The organism is Lentzea sp. NPDC058436, assembly GCF_042721515.1.
Classification (GTDB): Bacteria; Actinomycetota; Actinomycetes; order Mycobacteriales; family Pseudonocardiaceae; genus Lentzea.
Window position 1 is genome coordinate 123,046 of record NZ_JBHXLF010000006.1, and the last position, 21,566, is coordinate 144,611.

Consider the following 21,566-nt stretch of genomic DNA (forward strand, 5'->3'; position numbering starts at 1 on the left):
CGATGCGCTGGTGCTGGGACGAGTGCATGTCGCCGTGAGCCTGCTGACCGCCGCAACGGTCCTGACGGGCTGCGGCAGCACGGTCGAGAACGTCAAGATCACGATGGCCACCGGCAGCGAGGACGGCGTCTACTACGCGCTCGGCAAGGGTCTCGCGGACATCTGGAGCGGGCGGCTCGGCATCACGAAGCCCCAGGTCGTGGCGACGGCCGGCTCCAAGGACAACGTCACCCGGCTGATCAACGACCAGGCCCAGGTCGGTTTCTCGCAGGCCGACGCGCTCGACGGCGTCCCCGGCTCGGACAAGCTGCGCGCGCTGGCCCGCATGCACGACGACTACCTGCAGGTGATCGTCCGCGCCGACCTCCCGATCACGAAGATCTCCCAGCTCTCCGGGTTGCGCGTGTCGATCGGCGGGCGGGAGTCGGGTGTCGAGATCATCGCGAGCGCGCTGCTGAAGTCGGCGGGCGTCACGCCCCAGGCGGTGAACCTCAACCTCAACGACTCCACCCAGGCGATGCGGGAGGGCAGGCTCGACGCGTTCTTCTGGTCGGGAGGCCTGCCGACCAAGGCGATCACGGACCTCACCAAGGGGCTCGGGGTGCGGATGCTCGACCTGAGCGACGTGCTGGCGAAGTTCCGGCAGGAGAAGCCCGTCTACGGCTCGGCGACGCTGCCCGCGTCCACGTACAACCTGCAGTCCGACCCGGTCGGGCCGGTCATCACGCTCGTCGTGCGCAACTTCCTGCTCGTCAACGAGAAGATGCCCGACGACGTGGCCGAGGCGCTGGTGCGGCAGCTGTTCGAGGGGCAGCCGGAACTCGTGAAGGCGCACTCGGCCGCGCGCACCATCGAGCAGCGGTCCGCGATCGAGACGTCACCGGTGCCGCTGCACAACGGGGCGATGCGCTACTACCGCGAGAACAAGGTCTAGCGACCTAAACGGCCGGAAGCTCCACCACGACCTTCAGCCCACCGTCCTCTGGCGACTCCAGCCGCACGACGCCGTCGACGCGTTCGACGACCAGCCGCACGATCGACAGGCCCAGCCCGGATCCCGGCACGTTCTGGTGGGCGGGACTGCGCCAGAACCGGTCGGTGGCCCGTTCGAGCTCGTCGGGCTGCAGACCGGGTCCGTGGTCGGCGACCGAGAGCCGGACGATCCCGTCGGACTTGCGCGCGTCGACCACGATCAGCGTGCCCTCCGCGGTGAACTTCAGCGCGTTGTCCAGCAGGGCGTCCAGGATCGTCTCGACCCCGCGCGGCGGGGCCAGGACCATGCCGACCTTCTGCCCGTCCAGCACGAGGTGCACCTCCTTCGCCGCCGCGGCCGACTGCCACGCCGACAGCCGCGCCGCCACGGACCTGTCGACGTCGACAGGAACCGGATCCACGGAGCTCGACTCCGCGCGCGCCATGGCGAGCAGCTCGTCCAGGATGCGGTTGAGGCGGTCGGTCTCGCTCAACGCCTCGACCTGGTGCACCTCGGCCTCGGAGTCGACGTGACCCTCCAGGTTGGACAGACGGAGTTTCAGCGCGGTCAACGGGTTGCGCAGCTGGTGCGAGGCGTCGGCGACGAAGGCCCGCTGGGACGCGAGCACGTCGCTCACGTTCGCCGCCATCTGGTCGAAGGAACGGCTGAGCTGCCTCAGTTCCGGCGGCCCGCTCTCCGCGCCGACCGGCGGCACCGGCCGGCCCCGCACCACCGCGGCGAGCAGCTTGCCCGTCGCGTCGTCGAGCGCCTGCACCGGGCGCAACGTCCAGCGCACCACCGGCAGCGCCAGCAGGACGGCCAGCGCCAGCACCAGCAGGCTCGCCGCGAGCAGCAGCGCCCACCAGGCGAGCACCTCGAAGCGGGTCTTCGTCGTGGGCGAGAACGTGATCACCGCGCCGCGCACCTCGCCGTCGACCAGGATCGGTTCGGCGAGCACGAGCCGCGACTCGTTCCAGGGCATGAACAGCGGCGGCGCCTCCGGCAACCGCCCGGCCAGTGCCTTGCTGACCAGGTCCTGCACACCGCTCTCGCCGAGCGCGAGGTCGTTGCGGGAAGCCACCAGCGGCACCGTCGGGGCGTCGCGCGCCACGACGGCCACGCCGATGTCGTGGATCTCGTCGTAGCGCTGCAGCTCCGGCCGCAGCAGGTCCGGCTTGTCGTCGATCAGCGGCCGCGCCGCCAGCGAGGCGAACCGGCTCGTGTCGGTGAGCCGGTCGAGGAACATCTCCTGCTGCTCCGCGGCCGCCACGTTGCGGCCCAGGGGCGCGCCCAGACCCACCAGCACCAGCACGACCAGGGCGAGCACCACGCCCAGCAACCGGGACCTCACCGGCCCTCACCCCACCCGATCACGACACGCCGAACCATGATCACCCAATCGAGATCACACCTGCCCCAGCCGGTACCCGACGCCGCGCACCGTCTCCAGCAACGCGGGCCTGCCGAGCTTGGTCCGCAACGTCGCCACGTGCACGTCCAGCGTCCTGTTCGCGCCTGACCACGTGCGTCCCCACACCTCGGCGAGGATCCGCTCGCGCGTGCACACCGCGCCACCGGCCGCCATCACCAGCGCGAGCACCTGGAACTCCTTGCGCGACAGAGCGACCGACTCCCCCGCGACCGTGACCTCGTGACGCCCCAGGTCGACCCGCACGTCGCCGGTCTCGAACACCTCCGTCGACACCGCGCCCACCCCCACGGGATCGGCGCCGCGCCGGCGTCGGACGGCGTGCACGCGGGCGACCAGTTCGCCCACGTCGTACGGCTTGACCAGGTAGTCGTCGGCCCCTGCGTGCAGGCCGAGGATCCGGTCGTCGATCTCACCTCGCGCCGACACCACGATGATCGCGACGTCCGAGGCGGCCCTGATGGCACGGCACAGCGTCACACCGTCCATGTCGGGCAGTCCGAGGTCGAGCAGCACCACGTCGACGCCGGCGAGGCGGTCGAGCGTGCCGCGGCCAGTGGCCTGCCGGTCCACGTGGAAACCCCGCCTGGTCAGGGCGGGGACCAAGGCCTCGGCGACCCTGTCGTCGTCCTCGACGAGCAGCACGCGCACTTTCGCTACCTCCCGGGCAACCGATGTCTGCCTGTGACAGAGTTGAGACCCTAAGTCTTGCTCAATGTCCTGGACTGGTGTGGTGGCGGACACCTAGGTTTCCGCCAACGCCGACGACCCCAAATGGAGGACTGGATGACTGCCGCCTCTGCACCGCCGATGATTCGTGTGGCGGGTGTGGACAAGTTCTTCGGCCCGTTGCACGTGCTCAAGAACGTGCAGCTGGAAGTGCCGAAGGGGCAGGTCGTGGTCGTGCTGGGGCCGTCGGGTTCCGGTAAGTCGACCCTGTGCCGGACCATCAACCGCCTCGAACCGATCGACTCCGGTGTCATCGAGGTCGACGGGCAGCCGCTTCCCGCCGAAGGAAAAGAACTGGCTCGCCTGCGTGCCGACGTCGGCATGGTGTTCCAATCTTTTAACCTCTTCGCACACAAGACCATCGTCGAGAACGTCATGCTCGCGCCGGTGAAGGTCCGCAAGACCCCTGCCGCCGAAGCGCGCAAGACCGCGATGGAACTGCTGGAGCGCGTCGGGATCGCGAACCAGGCCGACAAGTTCCCGGCTCAGCTCTCCGGTGGGCAGCAGCAGCGCGCGGCGATCGCCCGCGCGCTCGCCATGAAGCCCAAGGTGATGCTGTTCGACGAACCGACCTCGGCTCTCGACCCCGAAATGGTCCAGGAGGTCCTGGACGTCATGACGGGCCTGGCCAAGGACGGCATGACGATGCTCGTCGTCACGCACGAGATGGGCTTCGCCCGCAAGGCCGCGGACCGGGTGATCTTCATGTCCGACGGCGAGGTCGTCGAGGACTCGACCCCGGAAGAGTTCTTCTCGGCCCCGAAGTCCAACCGCGCGAAGGACTTCCTTGGCAAGATCCTGACTCACTAGTAGTCAGCCCACTTTCGAACGAATGGCAGGAGAAGGACGATGAGGGTTCGCACCCTTGCGGCGGTGCTGCTCACGGGCGCACTGGCCCTGACCGCGTGTGGCAAGGAGGGCAGCCCGACCGACACGGCGGCGCCCGCCGGCCTGTTCGAGGTCGCCAAGGACGTCAAGGTCGACGGTTCGCCCACGTTCGAGAAGATCAAGACGCGCGGCTCGCTGATCGTCGGTGTCAAGGAGGACCAGCCGGGTCTGGGCTACAAGGACCCGACGACGAACAAGTACAGCGGTTTCGACATCGACATCGCGCGGCTGGTCTCGGCGAAGCTCGGCTTCGACCCCGAGAAGATCCAGTTCAAGACCATCCAGTCCGCCGCCCGCGAGCAGGCGCTGATCAACGGTGACGTCGACTACTACGTCGGCACCTACACGATCAACGCCGGCCGCAAGGAGAAGGTCGCGTTCGCCGGCCCGTACTTCGTCGCCGGTCAGGACCTGCTGGTGAAGAAGGACGAGTCGACGATCACCGGCCCGGAGACCCTCAAGGGCAAGAAGGTCTGCTCGGTCACCGGCTCGACGCCGATCAAGAAGATCCGCGACAACAACTACACCGAGCCCGAGAACATCCTGGAGTTCCAGGGCTACTCGCAGTGCGTCACGAAGCTGCTCAACGGTGAGGTCGACGCGGTCACCACGGACGACGCGATCCTCAAGGGCTACGCGGCCGCCGAGGAGGGCAAGCTGAAGGTCGTCGGCAAGACGTTCTCCAGCGAGCCGTACGGCATCGGCCTGCCCAAGGACGACAAGGCCCTGCGCGACAAGGTGAACGACGTCCTGCAGGCCGCTCTCGACGGTGGCGACTGGCAGAAGATCTACGACGGCACGCTCGGCAAGTCGGGTTCGGCGGCCCAGAAGCCGACGATCGACCGCTACTGACGGCTGATCACGTGGCCGGTGGATCCCGCGTGGGTCCACCGGCCGTTCCTTTGAAGGCGGACGGACGGCAAGGAAACCGATGAGCGTCCTCACCAACAACCTAGATCTCTTCCTGCGGCTCTTTGGCCAGACCCTGCAGCTCTTCGCGATCTCCGCGGTGCTGTCGCTGGTGCTGGGCACGCTCCTCGCCGCCCTGCGGGTCAGCCCCGTTCCGGTCTTCCGGAGCATCGGGGCGACCTACGTGACGGTGCTGCGCAACACGCCGTTGACGCTGGTGTTCGTGTTCTTCCTCTTCGCGTACCCGCTCCTGGAGATCGTGAAGATCGAGCCCTACACCGCGGCCGTGGTCGCGTTGTCGCTCTACACCGCGGCTTTCGTCTGCGAGGTCGTGCGCTCGGGCATCAACACGGTGCCGGTCGGGCAGGCCGAGGCGTCCCGCGCGCTCGGTCTCACGTTCACGCAGATGCTCGGCAACGTCGTGCTGCCGCAGGCGCTGCGCTCGGTGGTGCCGCCCATGACGAGCACCATGATCGCGTTGCTGAAGAACACGACGGTCGCGTCGGGCTTCGCCGTCCCGCAGGCCGGCTCGATCCGCGACGCGCTGTCGGAGCAGGGTGACAACGTCCTGTTCGGACTCCTCTGGGTGGCGATCGGCTTCGTCGTCCTGGTGATGCCGCTGACGTACGTCCAGCAGGTCTTCGAGAAGCGGTGGAGCGTGGCCCGATGAGCATGGTGCTGTTCGACGTCCCGGGCCCGAAGGCCCGCGTCCGTCACAAGATCATGGCCGTCGTCGGCATCGCCGCGGCGCTCGCGGCGATCGCGTACGTGGTCATGCGGTTCGTCGCCACCGACCAGTTCACCGCCCGCAGGCTCGACTGGATCAACTACAAGCAGATCCAGCTCTCGCTCGTCGAGGCGATCGGCAACACGCTGTCGGCGTTCGGCGCAGGCGCCGTGCTGGCGCTCGTGTTCGGCGCGATCTTCGCGGCTGCGCGCCTGTCCGACCACTCGTGGGTGCGCGGTCCCGCGGCGGTGATCGTCGAGATCTTCCGCGCGATCCCGCTCGTGATCATGATGTTCTTCTTCTACTACGGCCTTCCCGTGGCCGGGGTGAAGCTGAGCGCGTTCACGGCGGTCGTGATCAGCCTGATGCTGTACAACGGCTCGGTGCTCGCGGAGATCTTCCGCGCGGGCATCAACTCGCTGCCGAAGGGCCAGAGCGAGGCCGCGTACGCCCTGGGCATGCGCAAGACGCAGGTGATGACGTTCGTGCTGCTGCCGCAGGCGCTGCGGGCCATGCTGCCGACCATCATCAGCCAGCTCGTCGTGCTGCTGAAGGACACCGCGCTCGGCTTCCTCATCACGTTCGAGGAGCTGCTGCGGTGGGGCACGCGCATCGGTGGTGACGCGGTGAACTTCGGTCGGCCGATGATCTCGGTGATGATCGTGGTCGCCCTGATCTACATCGGACTGTGCCTGTTGCTCACGTGGTTCGCGAACTACCTCGAGAAGCGCAACCGCCGCAACAAGAAGGTCATCAAGCTCGACAACGACGACGCCAAGGACGTCCAGCTCGCTCACGCGTCCGGCGCGGGCGGGATCTGAGACCGGCACCGGCTGTCGAACGGGGCGTGTCCACATCGGACACGCCCCGTTCGGCGTTCTCAGACGTTCCAGTCCACGACGCCGCTCCAGTCCTGCCCGGACTCCCCCGCGACGTCGAGGCAGAACGTGGTGCCGGCGGCGAGGCCGGTGCCCAGCAGCCGGCGTGAGCGATCGCCCGCGGGGAACAGCACGAGGCTTCCCCCGCGCTCCCCGGCGCCCGCCCACCGGATCTCCAGATCGGCAGCGCTGTCCGTGACCCGGAGCCAGACTTCCGAGCCGTCGACGGTGATCGTCCGCACGGCGAGCAGGTCGGCCGACGCTGTGTGCATGAAGCGGAACGTAGCGGCGTGAGCGGAACCCGGTCGTCTCACGAAGAGTGGATCTCCCGTCAACTTTCGCGGTACGCTCCTGGTGGGGGAACTTCCGCGGTGACGTCACTGAATGAGGGACGTTGTGGCGCGCGTGCTTGTGGTCGACGACCAGCCGTTGTTCCGTGCGGGCCTGGTCGCGTTGCTGAACGCTTCACCTGATCTGACCGTCGTCGGCGAGGCCGGGGACGGCGACACCGCCTCCGCGCTGGCCGAGTCGTCGCGGCCGGACGTGATCCTGCTGGACATCCGCCTGCCGGGGCTGGCCGCGCTCAAACGCGTGGCGGCGTCCTCGCGGGTGCTGGTGCTGACGACCTTCGACCTGGACGAGCACGTCCACGAGGCGTTGCGGCTGGGCGCGGCCGGGTTCGTGCTGAAGGAGTCCGAGCCCGCCAGGCTGATCGCCGCGATCAACGCCGTCGCGTCCGGGGAGATGCAGTTCAGCCCCACGGTGATGCGCAGGCTCGTGGCGGCCTATCTGAGGGGCGACGCGGACGCCTCGCCGTGGCGTTCGGTCGGGCTGGACGAGCTGACGGACCGCGAACGCGAGGTGCTCAGGCTCGTGGGCACGGGGCTGACGAACACGGCGATCGCGGCCCGGCTGTCGGTCACCGAGGGCACGGTGAAGACGCACCTCAACCGCGTGATGACGAAGCTGCGGCTGACCAGCCGGGCGCAGGCCGTGGTGATGGCCTACGAGTCCCGGCTGGTCGTTCCGCAGGCGGTCGCTAGGACCGCTTGAACAGCTTGTTGCCGAGCCAGACGATCGGGTCGTACTTGCGGTCGGCGACGCGCTCCTTCATGGGGATGAGCGCGTTGTCGGTGATGTGGATGTGCTCGGGGCACACCTCGGTGCAGCACTTGGTGATGTTGCACAGCCCGAGACCGTGCTGGTCCTGCGCCTGGTCGACGCGGTCCGCGGTGTCGAGCGGGTGCATCTCCAGTTCGGCGACCCGCATGAGGAACCGCGGCCCCGAGAACGCCTCCTTGTTCTCCTCGTGGTCACGCACCACGTGGCAGGTGTTCTGGCAGAGGAAGCACTCGATGCACTTGCGGAACTCCTGCGAGCGCTCGACGTCGACCTGCTGCATCCGGTACTCGCCCGGTGCCAGGTCCTTCGGCGGTGTGAACGACGGGACCTCGCGCGCCTTGGTGTAGTTGAAGGACACGTCGGTCACGAGGTCGCGGATGATCGGGAACGTCCGCATCGGCGTGACCGTGATCGTCTCCGCCTCCTGGAAGGTCGACATCCGGGTCATGCACAGCAGGCGCGGGCGGCCGTTGATCTCCGCCGAGCACGAACCGCACTTGCCGGCCTTGCAGTTCCACCGCACCGCGAGGTCCGGCGCCTGCGTGGCCTGCAGCCGGTGGATGATGTCGAGCACGACCTCACCCTCGTTGACCTCGACGGTGAAGTCCTCCAGCGCGCCGCCGGAGTCGTCACCGCGCCACACCCGGAACTTCCCCTGGTAGCTCATGACAACTCCTCCGCGGTGAGGTACTTCTCCAGCTCGGTGCGGTCGAACAGATCCAGCAGGTCGGACCGGATCGGGATCTGCGGCTTCTCCACGACGTCGACGCCCTCGGCGGAAGTCGTGCACACCAGCAGCTTCCGGCGCCACTCCGAGTCCATCACGGGGTGGTCGTCGCGGGTATGACCGCCGCGGGACTCGGTGCGCAGCAACGCCGCCTTCGCCACGCACTCCGACACCAGCAGCATGTTGCGCAGGTCCAGCGCCAGGTGCCAGCCGGGGTTGAACTGCTGGTGGCCCTCGACGGTCAGCGACCGCGCGCGTTCCTTGAGCTTCTCCAGCCGCTGCAACGCCTCTTCCATCTCACCGGCGCGGCGGATGATGCCGACGAGGTCGTTCATCGACTGCTGCAGCTCCATGTGCAGCGTGTACGGGTTCTCGCCGCCCTCTTGCTGGAACGGTTTGAGCGCCGTGGCCCGTGCCTCGGTGACTAGGTCCTCCGAGACGGCGGGACGTTCCTTGAGCGCTCGCACGTACTCCGCGGCTCCGGCGCCCGCTCTGCGCCCGAACACCAGCAGGTCGGACAGCGAGTTGCCGCCCAGCCTGTTCGATCCGTGCATGCCGCCGGAGACCTCACCGGCCGCGTAGAGCCCTGGTACGGAAGAGGATCCGGTGTCCGGGTCGACCTCGACGCCGCCCATCACGTAGTGACAGGTCGGGCCGACCTCCATCGGCTGCGCGGTGATGTCCACGTCGGCCAGTTCCTTGAACTGGTGGTGCATGGACGGCAGCCGACGGCGGATCTCCTCGGCCGGCAGACGCGTGGACACGTCGAGGAAGACGCCGCCATGGGGCGATCCCCTGCCCGCCTTGACCTCGGAGTTGATCGCGCGGGCGACCTCGTCACGCGGCAGCAGCTCCGGTGGGCGCCGGTTGTTCGCCTGGTCGGTGTACCAGCGGTCGGCCTCGTCCTCGTTGTCGGCGTACTTGTCCTTGAACACCTCGGGGATGTAGTCGAACATGAACCGCTTGCCGTCGGAGTTGCGCAGCACGCCACCGTCACCGCGGACGGACTCGGTGACGAGGATGCCCTTCACCGACGGCGGCCAGACCATCCCCGTGGGGTGGAACTGGATGAACTCCATGTTGATCAGCGAGGCTCCCGCGCGCATCGCGAGCGCGTGGCCGTCGCCGGTGTACTCCCAGGAGTTCGAGGTGACCTTGAACGACTTGCCGATGCCGCCGGTCGCGAGGATCACGGCGGGCGCCTCGAAGAGGACGAACCGGCCGGACTCGCGCCAGTAGCCGAACGCGCCGGCCACCCTGTCGCCGTCCTTGGCCAGTTCGGTGACGGTGAACTCCTGGAACACCCGCAGGCGTGCCTCGTAGTCGCCGAACTCCTTGAAGTCGTCCTGCTGCAACGACACGATCTTCTGCTGCAACGTGCGGATCAGTTCGAGGCCGGTGCGGTCGCCGACGTGCGCGAGGCGCGGGTACTCGTGGCCGCCGAAGTTGCGCTGCGAGATCCGGCCGTCCTTGGTGCGGTCGAACAGCGCGCCGTAGGTCTCCAGCTCCCAGACCCGTTGCGGCGCCTCCTGTGCGTGCAGCTCGGCCATGCGCCAGTTGTTGAGGAACTTGCCGCCGCGCATGGTGTCGCGGAAGTGCACCTGCCAGTTGTCGCTCTCGTTCGCGTTGCCCATGGCCGCGGCGATGCCGCCCTCGGCCATGACGGTGTGGGCCTTGCCGAACAACGACTTGCAGAGAACGGCGACGCGCAGGCCGTGCTCACGGGCCTCGATCGCGGCACGCAGACCGGCGCCACCCGCGCCGATCACGAGAACGTCGAACGAATGCCTTTCCAGCTCGGGCAAAACCACTCCTTAGTTGATGAAGCGGAGGTCGGAGATCGTTCCCGAGGCGACCAGCGCGACGTACAGGTCCGTGAGGCAGACGAAGATCAGCGACGCCCAGGCCAGCTGCATGTGCCGGTTGTTGAGCTTCGAGATCTGCGTCCACGTCCAGTACCGGACCGGGTGCTTGGAGAAGTGCTTGAGCCGCCCGCCCGCGATGTGGCGGCACGAGTGGCAGCTCAGCGTGTAGGCGGCGAGCAGGCTCACGTTCACGAGCAGGATGATGTTGCCCAGGCCCAGGCCGGTGCTGAACGCCGAGACCGCGTCGTAGATGTTGACCAGCAACAGCAGCGAGGCCGCGTAGAAGAAGTAGCGGTGCAGGTTCTGCGCGATGAGCGGGAACCTGGTCTCACCGGTGTACTTGCTGTGCGGCTCGGCCACGGCGCACGCGGGCGGCGACGCCCAGGCCGCGCGGTAGTAGGCCTTGCGGTAGTAGTAGCAGGTGATCCGGAATCCCAGCAGGAACGGGATGATCAGCAGCGGCGGTGTCAGGAACCCCGGCAGCGCCGGGAACCACTGGCCGAAGTGACTCGCCGCCGGGACGCACTCCTCGGTGAGGCACGGCGAGTACATCGGTGTGAGGTAGTGGTACTGGTCGACCCAGTAGTAGTTCCCCTGGAACGTGCGGAACGCCGCGTAGATCGAGATGAGCAGCAGGCCGACGAACGTCGTCAGCGGTGGCAGCCACCATCGGTCCGTGCGCAGAGTCCTGGCGGCGATCTCTGCCCTCGCCATTGGTCACCTTTCCGGGGGTCCACGTCGTTGTGGAGGAAACGCGTAACGGCCCCCGCTGACTGCGAGGGCCGTGAGGTAGGGCTGGGTCAGGTCCGGTGCCGGTACCCACCGAGTCCTTCGTCGTCCGCGTCCTTCCAGAGCGACTCGTCGTAGGGCGTGTCGGGCACGACCACGACCTCGCGTTCCACTTGAGGCGCTTCGCGCTGCCTCGGGGTGCTCAGGTCGACGAGTTCGGTGGCGTCGATGTCCATGCGCTCAACGTCGTTGGCCAGCCGTTGCACGGCCGCCACGTCGCCATACCTGGCGCGCAGGTTGCTGACGGCGTGCCGCATCTGACCGATGACCCGGCGCAGCTCGACGATCTCCGTGGAGTTCATGGGACACCTCCGTTCCAAGGTCGTGCCCCGCACTCTGCCCAATCTCAAGCCATGTGACAAGCACCACACGCCAAGATTCAAAACTGGCCACCTCCCAGCTACTGAATCGTTTTTGTGCTTGCGACCAGCCATGACTTACTGTGTGTGGCGTCACGCCCGTCCGTGGGACGCCACCGTTGTCGTCTCGTGAGGGCCCCACCACGGCCCGTGATGACCCGGAGACCCCCATGACCGAACCGCATCCTGTCCTGACCGAGGTGACACGCCGGATCGCCGCCCGGAGCGCCGACTCCCGCCGTGCGTACCTCGAACGAGTGGCGGCCGCCGCACAGGACGGCACGTCCCGGTCCGGCTTCGCGTGCAGCAACCTGGCGCACGGCTTCGCCGGAATCACCGGCGGCGACAAGGCGGCGCTGCGCGCGCTGCGCAAGTCCAACGTCGCGATCGTCTCGTCCTACAACGACATGCTGTCCGCCCACCAGCCGTTCCAGGAGTACCCGGCCTGGATCAAGGACGCCGTGCGCTCCGTCGGCGGCGTGTCCCAGTTCGCGGGCGGAGTGCCCGCCATGTGCGACGGCGTCACGCAGGGCCGTGACGGCATGGAGCTGTCGCTGTTCAGCCGCGACGTCATCGCCATGTCGACCGCTGTGGCCCTGTCGCACGAGATGTTCGACTCCGCCGTGCTGCTGGGCGTGTGCGACAAGATCGTGCCGGGCCTGCTGATCGGCGCGCTGTCGTTCGGGCACCTGCCGTCGATCCTGGTGCCCGCGGGCCCGATGGAGTCGGGCCTGTCGAACAAGGAGAAGGCCCGCGTCCGGCAGCTCTACGCGGAGGGCAAGGCGTCGCGCGACGACCTGCTGGAGGCCGAGGCGGCCTCGTACCACTCCCCCGGCACCTGCACGTTCTACGGCACCGCGAACTCGAACCAGATGGTCGTCGAGGTCATGGGCCTGCACCTGCCCGGCGCCTCGTTCGTCCCGCCGGGGACCTCGCTGCGCCGCGCCCTGACCGAGCACGCCGGCCGCCGCGCCGTCGAGATGGCCAAGGGCGAGGGCTACACGCCGATCGCGCACGTCGTCGACGAGAAGGCCGTGGTCAACGGCGTCGTGGCCCTGCTGGCCACCGGCGGCTCCACGAACCACACGATGCACCTGGTCGCCATCGCCGCCGCCGCGGGCATCGAGCTGAGCTGGGACGACTTCTCGGACCTGTCCGCGATCGTGCCGCTGATCGCGCGGGTCTACCCGAACGGCAGCGCCGACATCAACCACTTCCAGGCGGCGGGCGGCGTCCAGTTCGTCGTCGGCACCCTGCTCGACTCCGGCCTGCTCCACGCCGACGTCACCACCGTGGCCGGCTTCGGCCTCGACCTCTACCGCCAGGAGCCGAAGCTCGTCGAGGGCGAGCTGACCTGGGTCGACGGCCCCGGCCGCTCCCTGGACCTGGAGGTCCTGCGCCCCGCCTCCGACCCGTTCGCCTCCGACGGCGGCCTGCGCATGCTCTCCGGCAACCTCGGCCGCGCGGTCATCAAGGTGTCGGCCGTGGCGTCGGAGAACCACGTCGTCGAGGCCGCCGCCCGCGTCTTCACCACGCAGGAGGCGTTCCAGGAGGCCTTCAAGGCGGGTGAGCTCGACCGCGACGTGGTCGTCGTCGTCCGGCAGCAGGGCCCGCAGGCCAACGGCATGCCCGAACTGCACAAGCTCACCCCGCCGCTCGGCGTGCTGATGGACCGCGGCTACAAGGTCGGCCTCGTCACCGACGGACGCATGTCCGGCGCGTCGGGCAAGATCCCGGCCGCGATCCAGCTCACCCCCGAGGCGGCGGTCGGCGGCCCGCTCGGCCGGGTCCGCGACGGCGACGTCGTGCGTCTGGACGCCACCGCCGGCACCCTGGAGGTCCAGGTGGCCGCGGACGAGCTGGCCGCCCGCCCGCTGGTGGACTTCCCGCCGACGAGCCGCGAGTGGATGGGCACCGGTCGCGAGCTGTTCGCGGCTTTGCGCCGCAGCGTCGGGCCCGCCGACCGCGGGGCGACGGTGTTCGGTCCCATCACCGCCGACCACTTCGCGCCGGTCACACACCACTAGTCCCGGCGGCCACGAGCAATATATTGGCCACCGGAACGACCGCTGAGCCGCACGTGAGCGAGCCCGTCTGACGACGAGGTCGACGGACTCCTCACGCGGCTGCGACGAACTCGTCGCACAGGTGCGGGCGGTTCGACGACGACAGACCTGCACGACGAAGTCGTCGGGCTCGGTGCGACGAAGTCGTCGGGCTCGGTGCGACGAAGTCGTCGGGCTCGGTGCGACGAAGTCGTCGGGCTCGGTGCGACGGACCGCAGCAAGGCCCGCCCAGCAAGGCCCAGGCTGCCGCCCCGAGCGGCCGAGCAGTATGCGATATATCGGTTTTCGATCAAGGAGTTGACCAGTGACCCACGGCGCGACCACCGGAGCCGACCTGCTCGCGCTCTCGCCCGTCATCCCCGTCGTCGTGGTCGACGACGCCGACCACGCGGTGCCGCTCGCCCAGGCGCTGCTGCGCGGTGGCGTCCGCGTCATCGAGCTCACGCTGCGCACGCCCGCCGCGCTCGCCGCGATCGAGAACGTCGCGCGCGAGGTGCCGGAGATCGTGATCGGCGCCGGCACCGTCACGGCGCCGGAGCACGCCGAGCAGGCCGCGAAGGCCGGGGCGGCGTTCCTCGTCACCCCCGGCACGACCGACCGCGTGCTCGACGCCGCCGACGCGACCGGGCTGCCGTACCTGCCGGGCGCGGCCACGGTGTCCGAGGTGATGCGGCTGGCCGAGCGCGGGCTCGACGCGCTCAAGTTCTTCCCGGCCGAGGCGGCGGGTGGGGTCGACTACCTCAAGTCGATCGGCGGGCCGATCCCGCACATCCGGTTCTGCCCGACCGGCGGCATCACGCCGCAGACCGCGGCGAACTACCTCGCGCTGCCGAACGTCGGCTGCGTCGGCGGCTCGTGGCTGGCCCCGAAGGACGCCCTCAAGGCCGGCGACTGGGATCGCATCGAGACGCTCGCCCGCGAGGCGTCCCAGCTCGGCTAGAAACCACAGCTGCTCAAGACCCCAGCTGCTCAGGACCACAGGGCGGCGACGAGCTCGGCGCGTCCCGTGATGCCGAGCTTGCGGTAGGCGCTCGACAGGTGGAGCTCGACGGTCCGCCGGGTGAGGTGCAGGGCTTCGGCGATCTGCCGGTTCGTGAGGCCCTGCGCCGCCATCCGCGCGACCCGGTTCTCCTGCTTGGTCAGGCCCTGCACCTGGTCGTCGCCGTCGCGGACCTCGTCGCCCGCGAGCTTGGCCAGCGGGTGCGCGCTCAGGTGCCGGGCCAGGTCGAACGACTGCCGCAGGTGCCCCGCCGCCTCCTCGGCGCGGCCCTTGCGGCGCAGGTGGTGACCGAGCCAGTACGACGACTGGGCGTGCAGCAGCCGGTGCGGTGTCGAGGCGAGGAGTTGCTCCGCCTCGGCGAGGACGTCGACGTCGTCGGTGCTGATGCCGACGCTCATCAACGCCGTCCCGATCACCCGCGGGGAACCCCACCGCTTGGCCAGGTCGAGCTCCTCGTGCGCGAGCCGTGCCGCGTCGTCGCGGTTGCCCAGTGCCAGGTGGGCGCGCACGGCGTGGTGGCGCCACGGCATCAGCGCGGGGTTGGGCATCTCGCGCGTGGCGAGGCGCCTGCCCGCCTCCAGCAGGTCCTCCAGCCCGCCCTCCGCGTGGCAGGACGCGAGCTTGAGCCGGCCGCGGGCGTAGACGATGTTGATGTGCTGCAACAGGGTGCCGTCCTCGGCGACGAGCGGCGCCGCCTCGTCGAACTGCCCCATCTCGATGCACACCTCGGCCAGCTTCGCGGTCGCGAGCACGACGGCGGGGCAGTCCATGTTGCCGGTCGACACCGGCGGCGTCAGGAACGTGTACGCGCGCGCCAGGTCACCGCCGTTGTGGAACGCGCAGGCGCGGGCGATCATGCTGAGCATCCCGCGGCGCAGGTGCGGGTCGTGCGAGACGGGCGCGGTGCTGTGCGAGAGCCACAACTTGGTGATGTGCTCGGGGTTGTCGCCGAGCACCGGCACCAGGAACGTGAAGAGGTAGGCCTCGCCGAAGACGTCGACCCAGTCGCCTTCGAGTGCTTCGAGCGCGTTCTCGACGGCTTCGGCGTAGGAGTCGCCGCTGCGGGCGTTGCCGACCGCGAGCAACGCCGACCGGGCGCGCTGGAGGTTCGGGTCCCGCGGGGTTTCGCCGACGAGGTCCTCGAAGTACTTGCCGGCGCAGTTGGCCATGCGCGCGTCGCGGTTGGCGGCCAGCAGGTACGTGGTGCAGACGAGGTTCCAGACCGTGTCGCGGTCCTCCGGCAGCAGCCGCGCGACGACCATGATCGCGAGCGACACGGCGAAGTGCGCGTCCGTGCCCGTGCACATGCGCTGGATCAACGCCAGCGCGACGTTCGCGGCGAGCTGCGGGTTCTCGCACCGCATCAGTGCGTCGCGGACCCGATCGCGTCCCGAAGCGCTGTCCTGCAGGTGTTCCGTGTGTCCGAGCTCGACCTCGATCGAGAGCCGGTCCTCTTCGGACAGATGCTCTTCCAGCGCTCGTTCCAGGTGTTCCACGCCGCCGGCCTCGCGCAACAGGCCGACGGACCACGGTAAGCGCACGGATCTGGCCTTCAGCACGTGCTCGGCGACGCGCTCGTCCGGTGCGTCGGAGTCGAACAGCAGCCGGGCGGCGCGGGCGTGCGCGGCGGAGCGGACCGCGATCGGCATGTCGGCGAGAATGCTGTTGCGCACGAACGGATGCCGGAACGTCAGCGGGTCGGTGTCAGCCAGCACGCCGAGCCGGACGAGCATGTCCACGGCGGGCAGCGCGTCGAACCCGGTGAGCGCGGACAGCAGTTCGAGTCCGGCGTCACCGTCCAGAACGGCCGCGGACCGCGCTACCTCCGCAGCGCCCGTGTACTCGCGCAGGCGCATGCCGATCAGCTCGCCGACCGACGCGGAACCCTCGCCCTCCTCGCGCAGCAACGCCTGCAGCAGATAGGGGTTGCCGCCGGTGAGCTCGTGGCAGCGCTGAGGGTCGCGGCCGGGGAGGTTCTCGGTGAGGGCGCCGATGGCGGTGACGTCGAGGCCGTCGAGGTCGAGGCGGTTCGGGTGGGAACCGGCGATCTCGGGCAGCGTGACCTCGTCCGTGGCCAGATATCCCTGGGACGCGCCGAGTGCGATGACCACCGGCATGTGCCGCAGCCGGGGACGCAGGTAGGCGAGCGCGCGCTTGGAGAAGGTGTCGGCGACGTGCACGTCGTCGATGACCATGAGGATCGGCGCCTTGCGGGAGGAGTTCGCGGCGCGCGCGTACAGCTCTTCGAGGTCGTGCACGTTCGCGAGGCACGGCGCGAGCTGGCGCACCACCGCGCCGGGGAGGTGACTTTCGAGGCGGGCGCTCTTGGCCAGGCGCACGGTGAAGCCGCGGTCGCGGGCCTCGGCGGCGAGCGCGTCGAGGACCGCCGTCTTGCCGATGCCGAACCCGCCGGTGACGACGACGCACGAGCCGGTTCCCGCGACCGCGTCGTCGAGCAAGCGTCCGAGAGTCGCGAGTTCCGCGTCCCGGCCGAGTAGTGGAGATGTCACCTCTGTCTACTCCCTGCCTTCGGTACCGAGAGGACCGCAGGCCGGAGGTGCCGGTGTTCCTTCGGTGGCGACCGTAGAGACCTGCGCTTCGTGGTCGGGCAAACTTACCCACAGGTAACGGTCGACGAAACCGTGAGCTGTTCGCGGTCGAAGGGTGAGGGCGAGCGATGATCTTCGCCGGGCTGGTGCGCGCGTGGCTGCGCCTCGCCTGCCTGCTCTCCGCCTCTCACCAGGACTCACCCGCGTTCGAGCAGCGGAAACCACTCGTCGTGGACGGGCGCGGCACGGACGAGGGTGCTGACGTCGACGGGATCGGCGTGCGAGGCCAGCGACTCCACGACCGACAGCACCGCGGCGATGGCCACCACCACGCCCGCCGCCACCACCAGGACGCTGCGAGCGATCGAGCACGGCCGGCGCGTGCCGGGCGGGTTCTCGCGCAGCACCGGCCTCAGCACCGGCGCGAACATGCCGAAGTCGGCCGCGTCCCGCCTGCAGTTCTCACACCCGGCTAGGTGCCGGGAGAAGCCAACGTGCTCCGCCGGGTCGAGCACACCCAGCGCGAACGCCGCCACATCACCGCACGGACCTTCCTGGCCCGTGCGGTTCTCCTGATCTTGGTCCTGCTCCGCGTGCCCGTGATGTGGTTGACGGATCACCATCACTAGCTCCTGTCCTGCAGCGCCCGGCGGATCGTGTGCATCGCCTTGTACAACCGGGACTTGACGGTTCCTTCCGGGACTCCGAGAACGATCGCGGCCTCCTTCACCGTTCGTCCCATGACATACGTTTCGTAGATAGCTGAACGGTGTTCATCACTCAATTGGCGTACTACATCGGTGATGACCATCACCGAAAGTGTTTGTTCGGTGTCGTCCGGAGATTCGGCGATGTCCGGTCGCAACAATTCCACTTCCTGCGGGCGCGCCTGACGACTGCGCCATCCGTCGATCACAATGCGACGAGCCACAGTACAAAGCCAGCCGCGCAACATCCCCGGTTCACGGACGAGATTCGCGGAGTTCTGCCAAGCCCTGATCAACGTCTCCTGGACGACGTCTTCCGTCCACTGGCGGTCGTAGTTGGTCAGGCACAGGACCTGCGAGAACAGCATCCGCTGAAACTGCCCGTAGAGCAGCGCGAGCAATTCTTCGTCCTGATGGGCTTGCGCGACCTTGCCCTGATCACCCATGAAGCTGACGACCTCCCCAGATATCGGCGACGGGTTCGCTTCGGGCGGCAGTCCTAGCGACTCGGTGGCCGAGCGTGGAATCCACCAGATAGTACAGCGCGAACGCGAAAACCTCTCGGGTACGTAAATCGACGACGAATGGTTCGCGGAATGTGCTGTGATCCACATCACATCGACCCGTGCAGAGGTGCCGTGAACCCCGACCCCACCTGCACGTATCACCTTCGAAGGCAGCTCGATCGCGGGGAGGAACGGGCACTATGCGTCACCGTCTGGGCACGCTGGGGCAGCGCGCGGCGCTGTTCACCACCTTGTCTGTCGTATTTCTGGGGGCATTCATCGGAGCCGTGCCGGCCAGTGCACAATCAACTGATCCGCAACCGTCCGACCGTTCTTTTCTGGTCACTTTGCGCCAAGCGAACTCCTGGCTCCTCCCGGTGAGCAAAGAAGTTCCCTCACGCACGACCGACGCGGGCATCAGCAATGCCGGGCGGGACATCTTCGAGGGACATTCCCGGCTCGACGTCGATCTCCGGAAATCCGCTCAGGAACTCGGCGTCGTCATGCCGAACGACGTCAGCGGTGAACACCAGTCACTCATCGACGAGATGGCGGAACGCACCGGTGACAACCACGACCGCGCCTACGCGACGATCGTCCGGCAGGCACAGGGCAGCCTTCTGACAATGGCCGTGCAAACGCGCGCCACAACACAGAACACCGCAATTCGCACGCTTTCCCACCAGACGGTTCAGACGCTGATTCGCACAATGACGGTTCTGGAGAACACCGGCAAGGTCGACCCCTCCGCACTCGAACTCGTGACCGCCAAAGCGCAGGTGAACCCGGTCCGGGTAATCGGTCAGAACGTCGAACCGTCGGACCGGGAATTGCTCGTGCTGCTCACCCAGCATTCTCTGTGGCAGAAACCGGCGAGCCGCGAGAGCTCGGACCGCGCCCGTGACGCGAAGGTCCGCAGGGTCGCGGGCCAGCTCGCCGCCGAGCACACGCAGCTGACCCAGGCGGTCGCGGAGGCCGCCTGGCAGATCGGCGTGGACCTGCCGTCCGAACCGACGACGGAGCAGAAGTCGTGGGCGAACGCCATCTCGTCCAGCTCGGGCGAGGAGCTCGACAGCATGTACGCGAACCTGTCCCGCGCCGCCGACGGCTCGCTCATCACACAGGTCGCCCACGCCCGCGCGACGACCAAGAACCTGCCCTCGCGCATCGCCTCGCAGACCGCCCTGACCCTCCTGCTCAAGCACATGCTCCTGCTGGAGAGCACCGGCCTGGTGAAGGCGAACTCGCTGCAGATGACGAACGTGCCCGCCATCGCGCAGTCGAACCCCGGCGGCAGCCCGCCACCCCAGCCCGACGACTCGTTCACGAGCGTCGGCTTCCTGACCGGCATCGCCGTCCTGGTCGTCGCCGGCGCGGGCACCCTGTGGCTCGTCCGCGCGGTGGGCCACCACGGCGAACACCGCCGTTAGCGGGTCGGAGGTGCCGTGTCCACGCGTTCGACGACGTGCGCCTCGGTGGGGTCGACCGCCTCCCACTTGCCGACGAGCCGGTCGATCACGGCAGTCGGCACCGGTTCCGGGCGGGCGCGGTTGCGGGAGTGGATCACGTTCCTCGGTGCTTCGAGCCCGACCAGGGTGACGCGGGCGTGGTAGTCCGCGGCGAGTCCGATGCAGCGCTCGCGGAGTTGCTGGGAGATGTTGGTCGCGTTCCACACGAACCGCTCCCCCGCCCTCAGCAGCACACGGGCCTCCTCGAACGCGGCGGCGGCCACCGCGCGCTGGTCGCCGTCGGGCGCGATGCCGAGCCGGGACCGCACCGCGTCGAGGCTCACCACCGGCCAGCCCGGCCGGTGGGCGGCGATCCAGTGGTCCTTGCCGACGCCCGGCAGGCCCGACAGGACGGTCACCTCGACGCGCGTGTCGTCGTAGGCGGCGTACTCCGGATCGCGGCCGGGCGTGCGGAAGTACTGGAAGCGGGCGTGGTCGGACGGGAAGGCGCGCGGGCGGTCCAGGCACGACCGTTCGCGGCAGTACTCCTCGAACAGCGCGATGTTCTCCAGCACGGAGTCCGCGTCGCCGCAGATCCGGCCGAGGATGTCGGCGCGGGCGAGGGTCGCCAGGTCGTCGTTGCGCGCGAGCAGGCTCACCCGGAACGCGATGCGGTCGAGGTCGGGCCGTTCCAGCGCCCAGAACGGGACCTGGTGGTGCCGCACCAGCGCGGCGACGTGCTCGCGCCAGGCGATCGGGCTTCCCATCTCCCACAACAGCCTGCGCGCCAGCAGGTCGCCGGCGCGCGAGTGGCCGTGCGCGGTCACACGGCCGTCGGCGATCTGGGTGCGGAACGGCTTCGCGGCGTCGTGCAGCAGCACCGTCGCGAACAACCGCACACGATCCGCGAGAGGACGCGCACGCCATTCAGGCAACGACACCAGGGCCTCGCACGCCATCCGGGTGTGCGTGGCGACGTCACCTTCGGCGTGGTGCACCGGATCCTGTGGCACACCTTCCATCGCCCGCACCCACGGGAACGCCGAACGCACGGCGTCCCAGTCGAGCGTCCACTCCGGACCGGAGGGGCAGAGTCGCTCAAACACGGGCCACCACCTGGTTCGGCAGGATCGGGCGGTCCTGCCAGTGGCTGCCCGAGTCCAGCACGGCGGTGAGGAACGTCGGCCGCACCCACTTGTAGCGCTCGACCGTGCGCCCGTCCTCCTCCACCTTGACGTAGAGGCCTTCCATGTCGTCGTCGGAATCCGTCTCCGCGACAACGACTTCCGGGTCCTGGCCGGCCACACGTGCCGCCTCGACCAGCGCGTCACGCCAGCCGGAGGTGCGGCACGTGGACGGGCCGATCAACGCGGTCAGGTCCTTCAGGCGGCGCAACGGCCCCTCGTGCAGCACCGGCACGGACACCACCGGCGTGCCTTCGAGGAGCCGGCGACGTTCCGGTGTGGACAGGAACTCGCCGGTCGAGCGGTCGAGCACGTCGAACTCGCAGAAGTGGTGCGGCAGCGCGTCGTAGAACACGGTGTGCTTGGCGTACAACCATTCCCCGTACAGCACGTACCGCGTGCCGAGCCTCTCCCACAGCACGCCCTGATGGGTCGCGGCCCACGCCTTCAACGGCGCGAACTGCCGTTCCCGCGGCCCGCCCGCCAGGAAGTGGCCTCGTGACTGGAGTTTCAGCACTCCGCCGGAGTTGAAGCTGATGCCCGAGTTGGCGCCGTCGAGCTTCTCCTCGACGACGAGGTGCCGCCCCGCGATCGCGCGGAACGGCACCTGGTCGAGGTCCTCGTCGCCCGGCTGCAGGCGCGAGCCCTCCAGGTGGGGCGTTCGCGGGTACTTGCGCAACATGCCCCGATTTGTAACCCGTCCGCGCCTCC

General features: G+C 68.7%; 21 protein-coding genes. 9 read left to right on the forward strand and 12 right to left on the reverse strand.

Features of this window, described 5'->3' with window-relative positions; genetic code table 11:
* Positions 1-10 precede the first annotated feature (10 nt).
* Entirely contained in the window at positions 11-934 is a 924-nt protein-coding gene (locus ACFWN2_RS24015; protein ID WP_382430794.1) for a TAXI family TRAP transporter solute-binding subunit, read from the forward strand.
* A gap of 4 nt (positions 935-938) precedes the next feature.
* Here the strand turns inward: ACFWN2_RS24015 and ACFWN2_RS24020 are convergent, their stop codons facing one another.
* Together ACFWN2_RS24020 and ACFWN2_RS24025 are read right to left on the reverse strand one after the other, a co-directional pair.
* On the reverse strand, positions 939-2,324 hold the full coding sequence (locus ACFWN2_RS24020) for a sensor histidine kinase (RefSeq protein ID WP_382430796.1): 1,386 nt from the start codon (positions 2,322-2,324) through the stop codon (positions 939-941).
* A 54-nt stretch (positions 2,325-2,378) separates the two neighbouring features.
* A complete protein-coding gene (locus tag ACFWN2_RS24025; protein WP_319964593.1) occupies positions 2,379-3,053 on the reverse strand; it encodes a response regulator transcription factor in 675 nt (224 codons plus the stop codon).
* A 159-nt stretch (positions 3,054-3,212) separates the two neighbouring features.
* Here ACFWN2_RS24025 and ACFWN2_RS24030 point away from each other — a divergent pair, with 159 nt between their 5' ends.
* The 4 genes from ACFWN2_RS24030 (at position 3,213) to ACFWN2_RS24045 (ending at position 6,476) form a co-directional block, all read left to right on the forward strand.
* Positions 3,213-3,941: an amino acid ABC transporter ATP-binding protein gene (locus ACFWN2_RS24030; RefSeq protein WP_382431185.1), complete on the forward strand. Its 729-nt coding sequence runs from the start codon at positions 3,213-3,215 to the stop codon at positions 3,939-3,941.
* A gap of 39 nt (positions 3,942-3,980) precedes the next feature.
* The gene (locus tag ACFWN2_RS24035) at positions 3,981-4,871 is read left to right on the forward strand and encodes a glutamate ABC transporter substrate-binding protein (RefSeq protein ID WP_382430798.1); all 891 of its coding nucleotides are present in this window, start codon (positions 3,981-3,983) and stop codon (positions 4,869-4,871) included.
* A gap of 79 nt (positions 4,872-4,950) precedes the next feature.
* Entirely contained in the window at positions 4,951-5,598 is a 648-nt protein-coding gene (locus ACFWN2_RS24040) for an amino acid ABC transporter permease (RefSeq protein ID WP_382430800.1), read from the forward strand.
* Positions 5,595-6,476, forward strand: coding sequence for an amino acid ABC transporter permease (locus ACFWN2_RS24045; RefSeq protein WP_382430802.1), 882 nt, complete (start codon positions 5,595-5,597; stop codon positions 6,474-6,476). Before ACFWN2_RS24040 ends, ACFWN2_RS24045 begins: the two co-directional genes overlap by 4 nt.
* 59 nt (positions 6,477-6,535) lie before the next feature.
* On the opposite strand, the gene ACFWN2_RS24050 is transcribed toward ACFWN2_RS24045, so the two are convergent.
* The gene (locus ACFWN2_RS24050) at positions 6,536-6,805 is read right to left on the reverse strand and encodes a hypothetical protein (RefSeq protein WP_382430804.1); all 270 of its coding nucleotides are present in this window, start codon (positions 6,803-6,805) and stop codon (positions 6,536-6,538) included.
* A 112-nt stretch (positions 6,806-6,917) separates the two neighbouring features.
* Here ACFWN2_RS24050 and ACFWN2_RS24055 point away from each other — a divergent pair, with 112 nt between their 5' ends.
* A complete protein-coding gene (locus tag ACFWN2_RS24055; protein ID WP_382430806.1) occupies positions 6,918-7,586 on the forward strand; it encodes a response regulator in 669 nt (222 codons plus the stop codon).
* Here the strand turns inward: ACFWN2_RS24055 and ACFWN2_RS24060 are convergent.
* The 4 genes from ACFWN2_RS24060 to ACFWN2_RS24075 all read right to left on the reverse strand — a co-directional run bounded on the left by ACFWN2_RS24060 (position 7,573) and on the right by ACFWN2_RS24075 (position 11,338).
* Positions 7,573-8,322 carry a succinate dehydrogenase/fumarate reductase iron-sulfur subunit gene (locus ACFWN2_RS24060; RefSeq protein ID WP_382430808.1) on the reverse strand — a complete coding sequence of 250 codons (750 nt, stop codon included), beginning with the start codon at positions 8,320-8,322 and terminating at the stop codon, positions 7,573-7,575. The two genes, ACFWN2_RS24055 and ACFWN2_RS24060, sit on opposite strands and share 14 nt — an antisense overlap.
* Positions 8,319-10,187 carry a fumarate reductase/succinate dehydrogenase flavoprotein subunit gene (locus ACFWN2_RS24065; RefSeq protein WP_382430810.1) on the reverse strand — a complete coding sequence of 623 codons (1,869 nt, stop codon included), beginning with the start codon at positions 10,185-10,187 and terminating at the stop codon, positions 8,319-8,321. The genes ACFWN2_RS24060 and ACFWN2_RS24065 overlap by 4 nt, the downstream gene beginning before the upstream one ends.
* A 9-nt stretch (positions 10,188-10,196) precedes the next feature.
* Positions 10,197-10,961: a hypothetical protein gene (locus ACFWN2_RS24070; protein WP_382430812.1), complete on the reverse strand. Its 765-nt coding sequence runs from the start codon at positions 10,959-10,961 to the stop codon at positions 10,197-10,199.
* Positions 10,962-11,047: 86 nt separating this feature from the next.
* A complete protein-coding gene (locus ACFWN2_RS24075) occupies positions 11,048-11,338 on the reverse strand; it encodes a hypothetical protein (protein ID WP_089924263.1) in 291 nt (96 codons plus the stop codon).
* 227 nt (positions 11,339-11,565) lie between these two features.
* On the opposite strand from ACFWN2_RS24075, the gene edd reads away from it, so the two are divergent.
* Together edd and eda are read left to right on the forward strand one after the other, a co-directional pair.
* Positions 11,566-13,422 (forward strand): phosphogluconate dehydratase, encoded by a 1,857-nt coding sequence (gene edd / locus ACFWN2_RS24080; protein WP_382430814.1) that lies wholly within the window; start codon positions 11,566-11,568, stop codon positions 13,420-13,422.
* A gap of 343 nt (positions 13,423-13,765) precedes the next feature.
* A complete protein-coding gene (gene eda / locus ACFWN2_RS24085) occupies positions 13,766-14,401 on the forward strand; it encodes a bifunctional 4-hydroxy-2-oxoglutarate aldolase/2-dehydro-3-deoxy-phosphogluconate aldolase (RefSeq protein ID WP_382430816.1) in 636 nt (211 codons plus the stop codon).
* 29 nt (positions 14,402-14,430) lie between these two features.
* On the opposite strand, the gene ACFWN2_RS24090 is transcribed toward eda, so the two are convergent.
* From ACFWN2_RS24090 to ACFWN2_RS24100, 3 genes are all read right to left on the reverse strand, one after another.
* The gene (locus tag ACFWN2_RS24090; protein ID WP_382430818.1) at positions 14,431-16,971 is read right to left on the reverse strand and encodes a LuxR C-terminal-related transcriptional regulator; all 2,541 of its coding nucleotides are present in this window, start codon (positions 16,969-16,971) and stop codon (positions 14,431-14,433) included.
* A gap of 236 nt (positions 16,972-17,207) precedes the next feature.
* Positions 17,208-17,633 (reverse strand): zf-HC2 domain-containing protein, encoded by a 426-nt coding sequence (locus tag ACFWN2_RS24095; RefSeq protein WP_382430820.1) that lies wholly within the window; start codon positions 17,631-17,633, stop codon positions 17,208-17,210.
* A gap of 2 nt (positions 17,634-17,635) precedes the next feature.
* A complete protein-coding gene (locus tag ACFWN2_RS24100) occupies positions 17,636-18,163 on the reverse strand; it encodes a sigma-70 family RNA polymerase sigma factor (RefSeq protein ID WP_191303239.1) in 528 nt (175 codons plus the stop codon).
* Positions 18,164-18,423: 260 nt separating this feature from the next.
* Between ACFWN2_RS24100 and ACFWN2_RS24105 the strand changes: the two genes are divergently transcribed.
* A complete protein-coding gene (locus ACFWN2_RS24105) occupies positions 18,424-19,653 on the forward strand; it encodes a DUF4142 domain-containing protein (protein WP_382430822.1) in 1,230 nt (409 codons plus the stop codon).
* Here the strand turns inward: ACFWN2_RS24105 and ACFWN2_RS24110 are convergent.
* Both ACFWN2_RS24110 and ACFWN2_RS24115 read right to left on the reverse strand, forming a co-directional pair.
* On the reverse strand, positions 19,650-20,777 hold the full coding sequence (locus tag ACFWN2_RS24110; RefSeq protein ID WP_382430824.1) for an AAA family ATPase: 1,128 nt from the start codon (positions 20,775-20,777) through the stop codon (positions 19,650-19,652). The two genes, ACFWN2_RS24105 and ACFWN2_RS24110, sit on opposite strands and share 4 nt — an antisense overlap.
* Positions 20,770-21,537 carry an RNA ligase family protein gene (locus ACFWN2_RS24115; protein WP_382430826.1) on the reverse strand — a complete coding sequence of 256 codons (768 nt, stop codon included), beginning with the start codon at positions 21,535-21,537 and terminating at the stop codon, positions 20,770-20,772. Before ACFWN2_RS24115 ends, ACFWN2_RS24110 begins: the two co-directional genes overlap by 8 nt.
* Positions 21,538-21,566 lie beyond the last annotated feature (29 nt).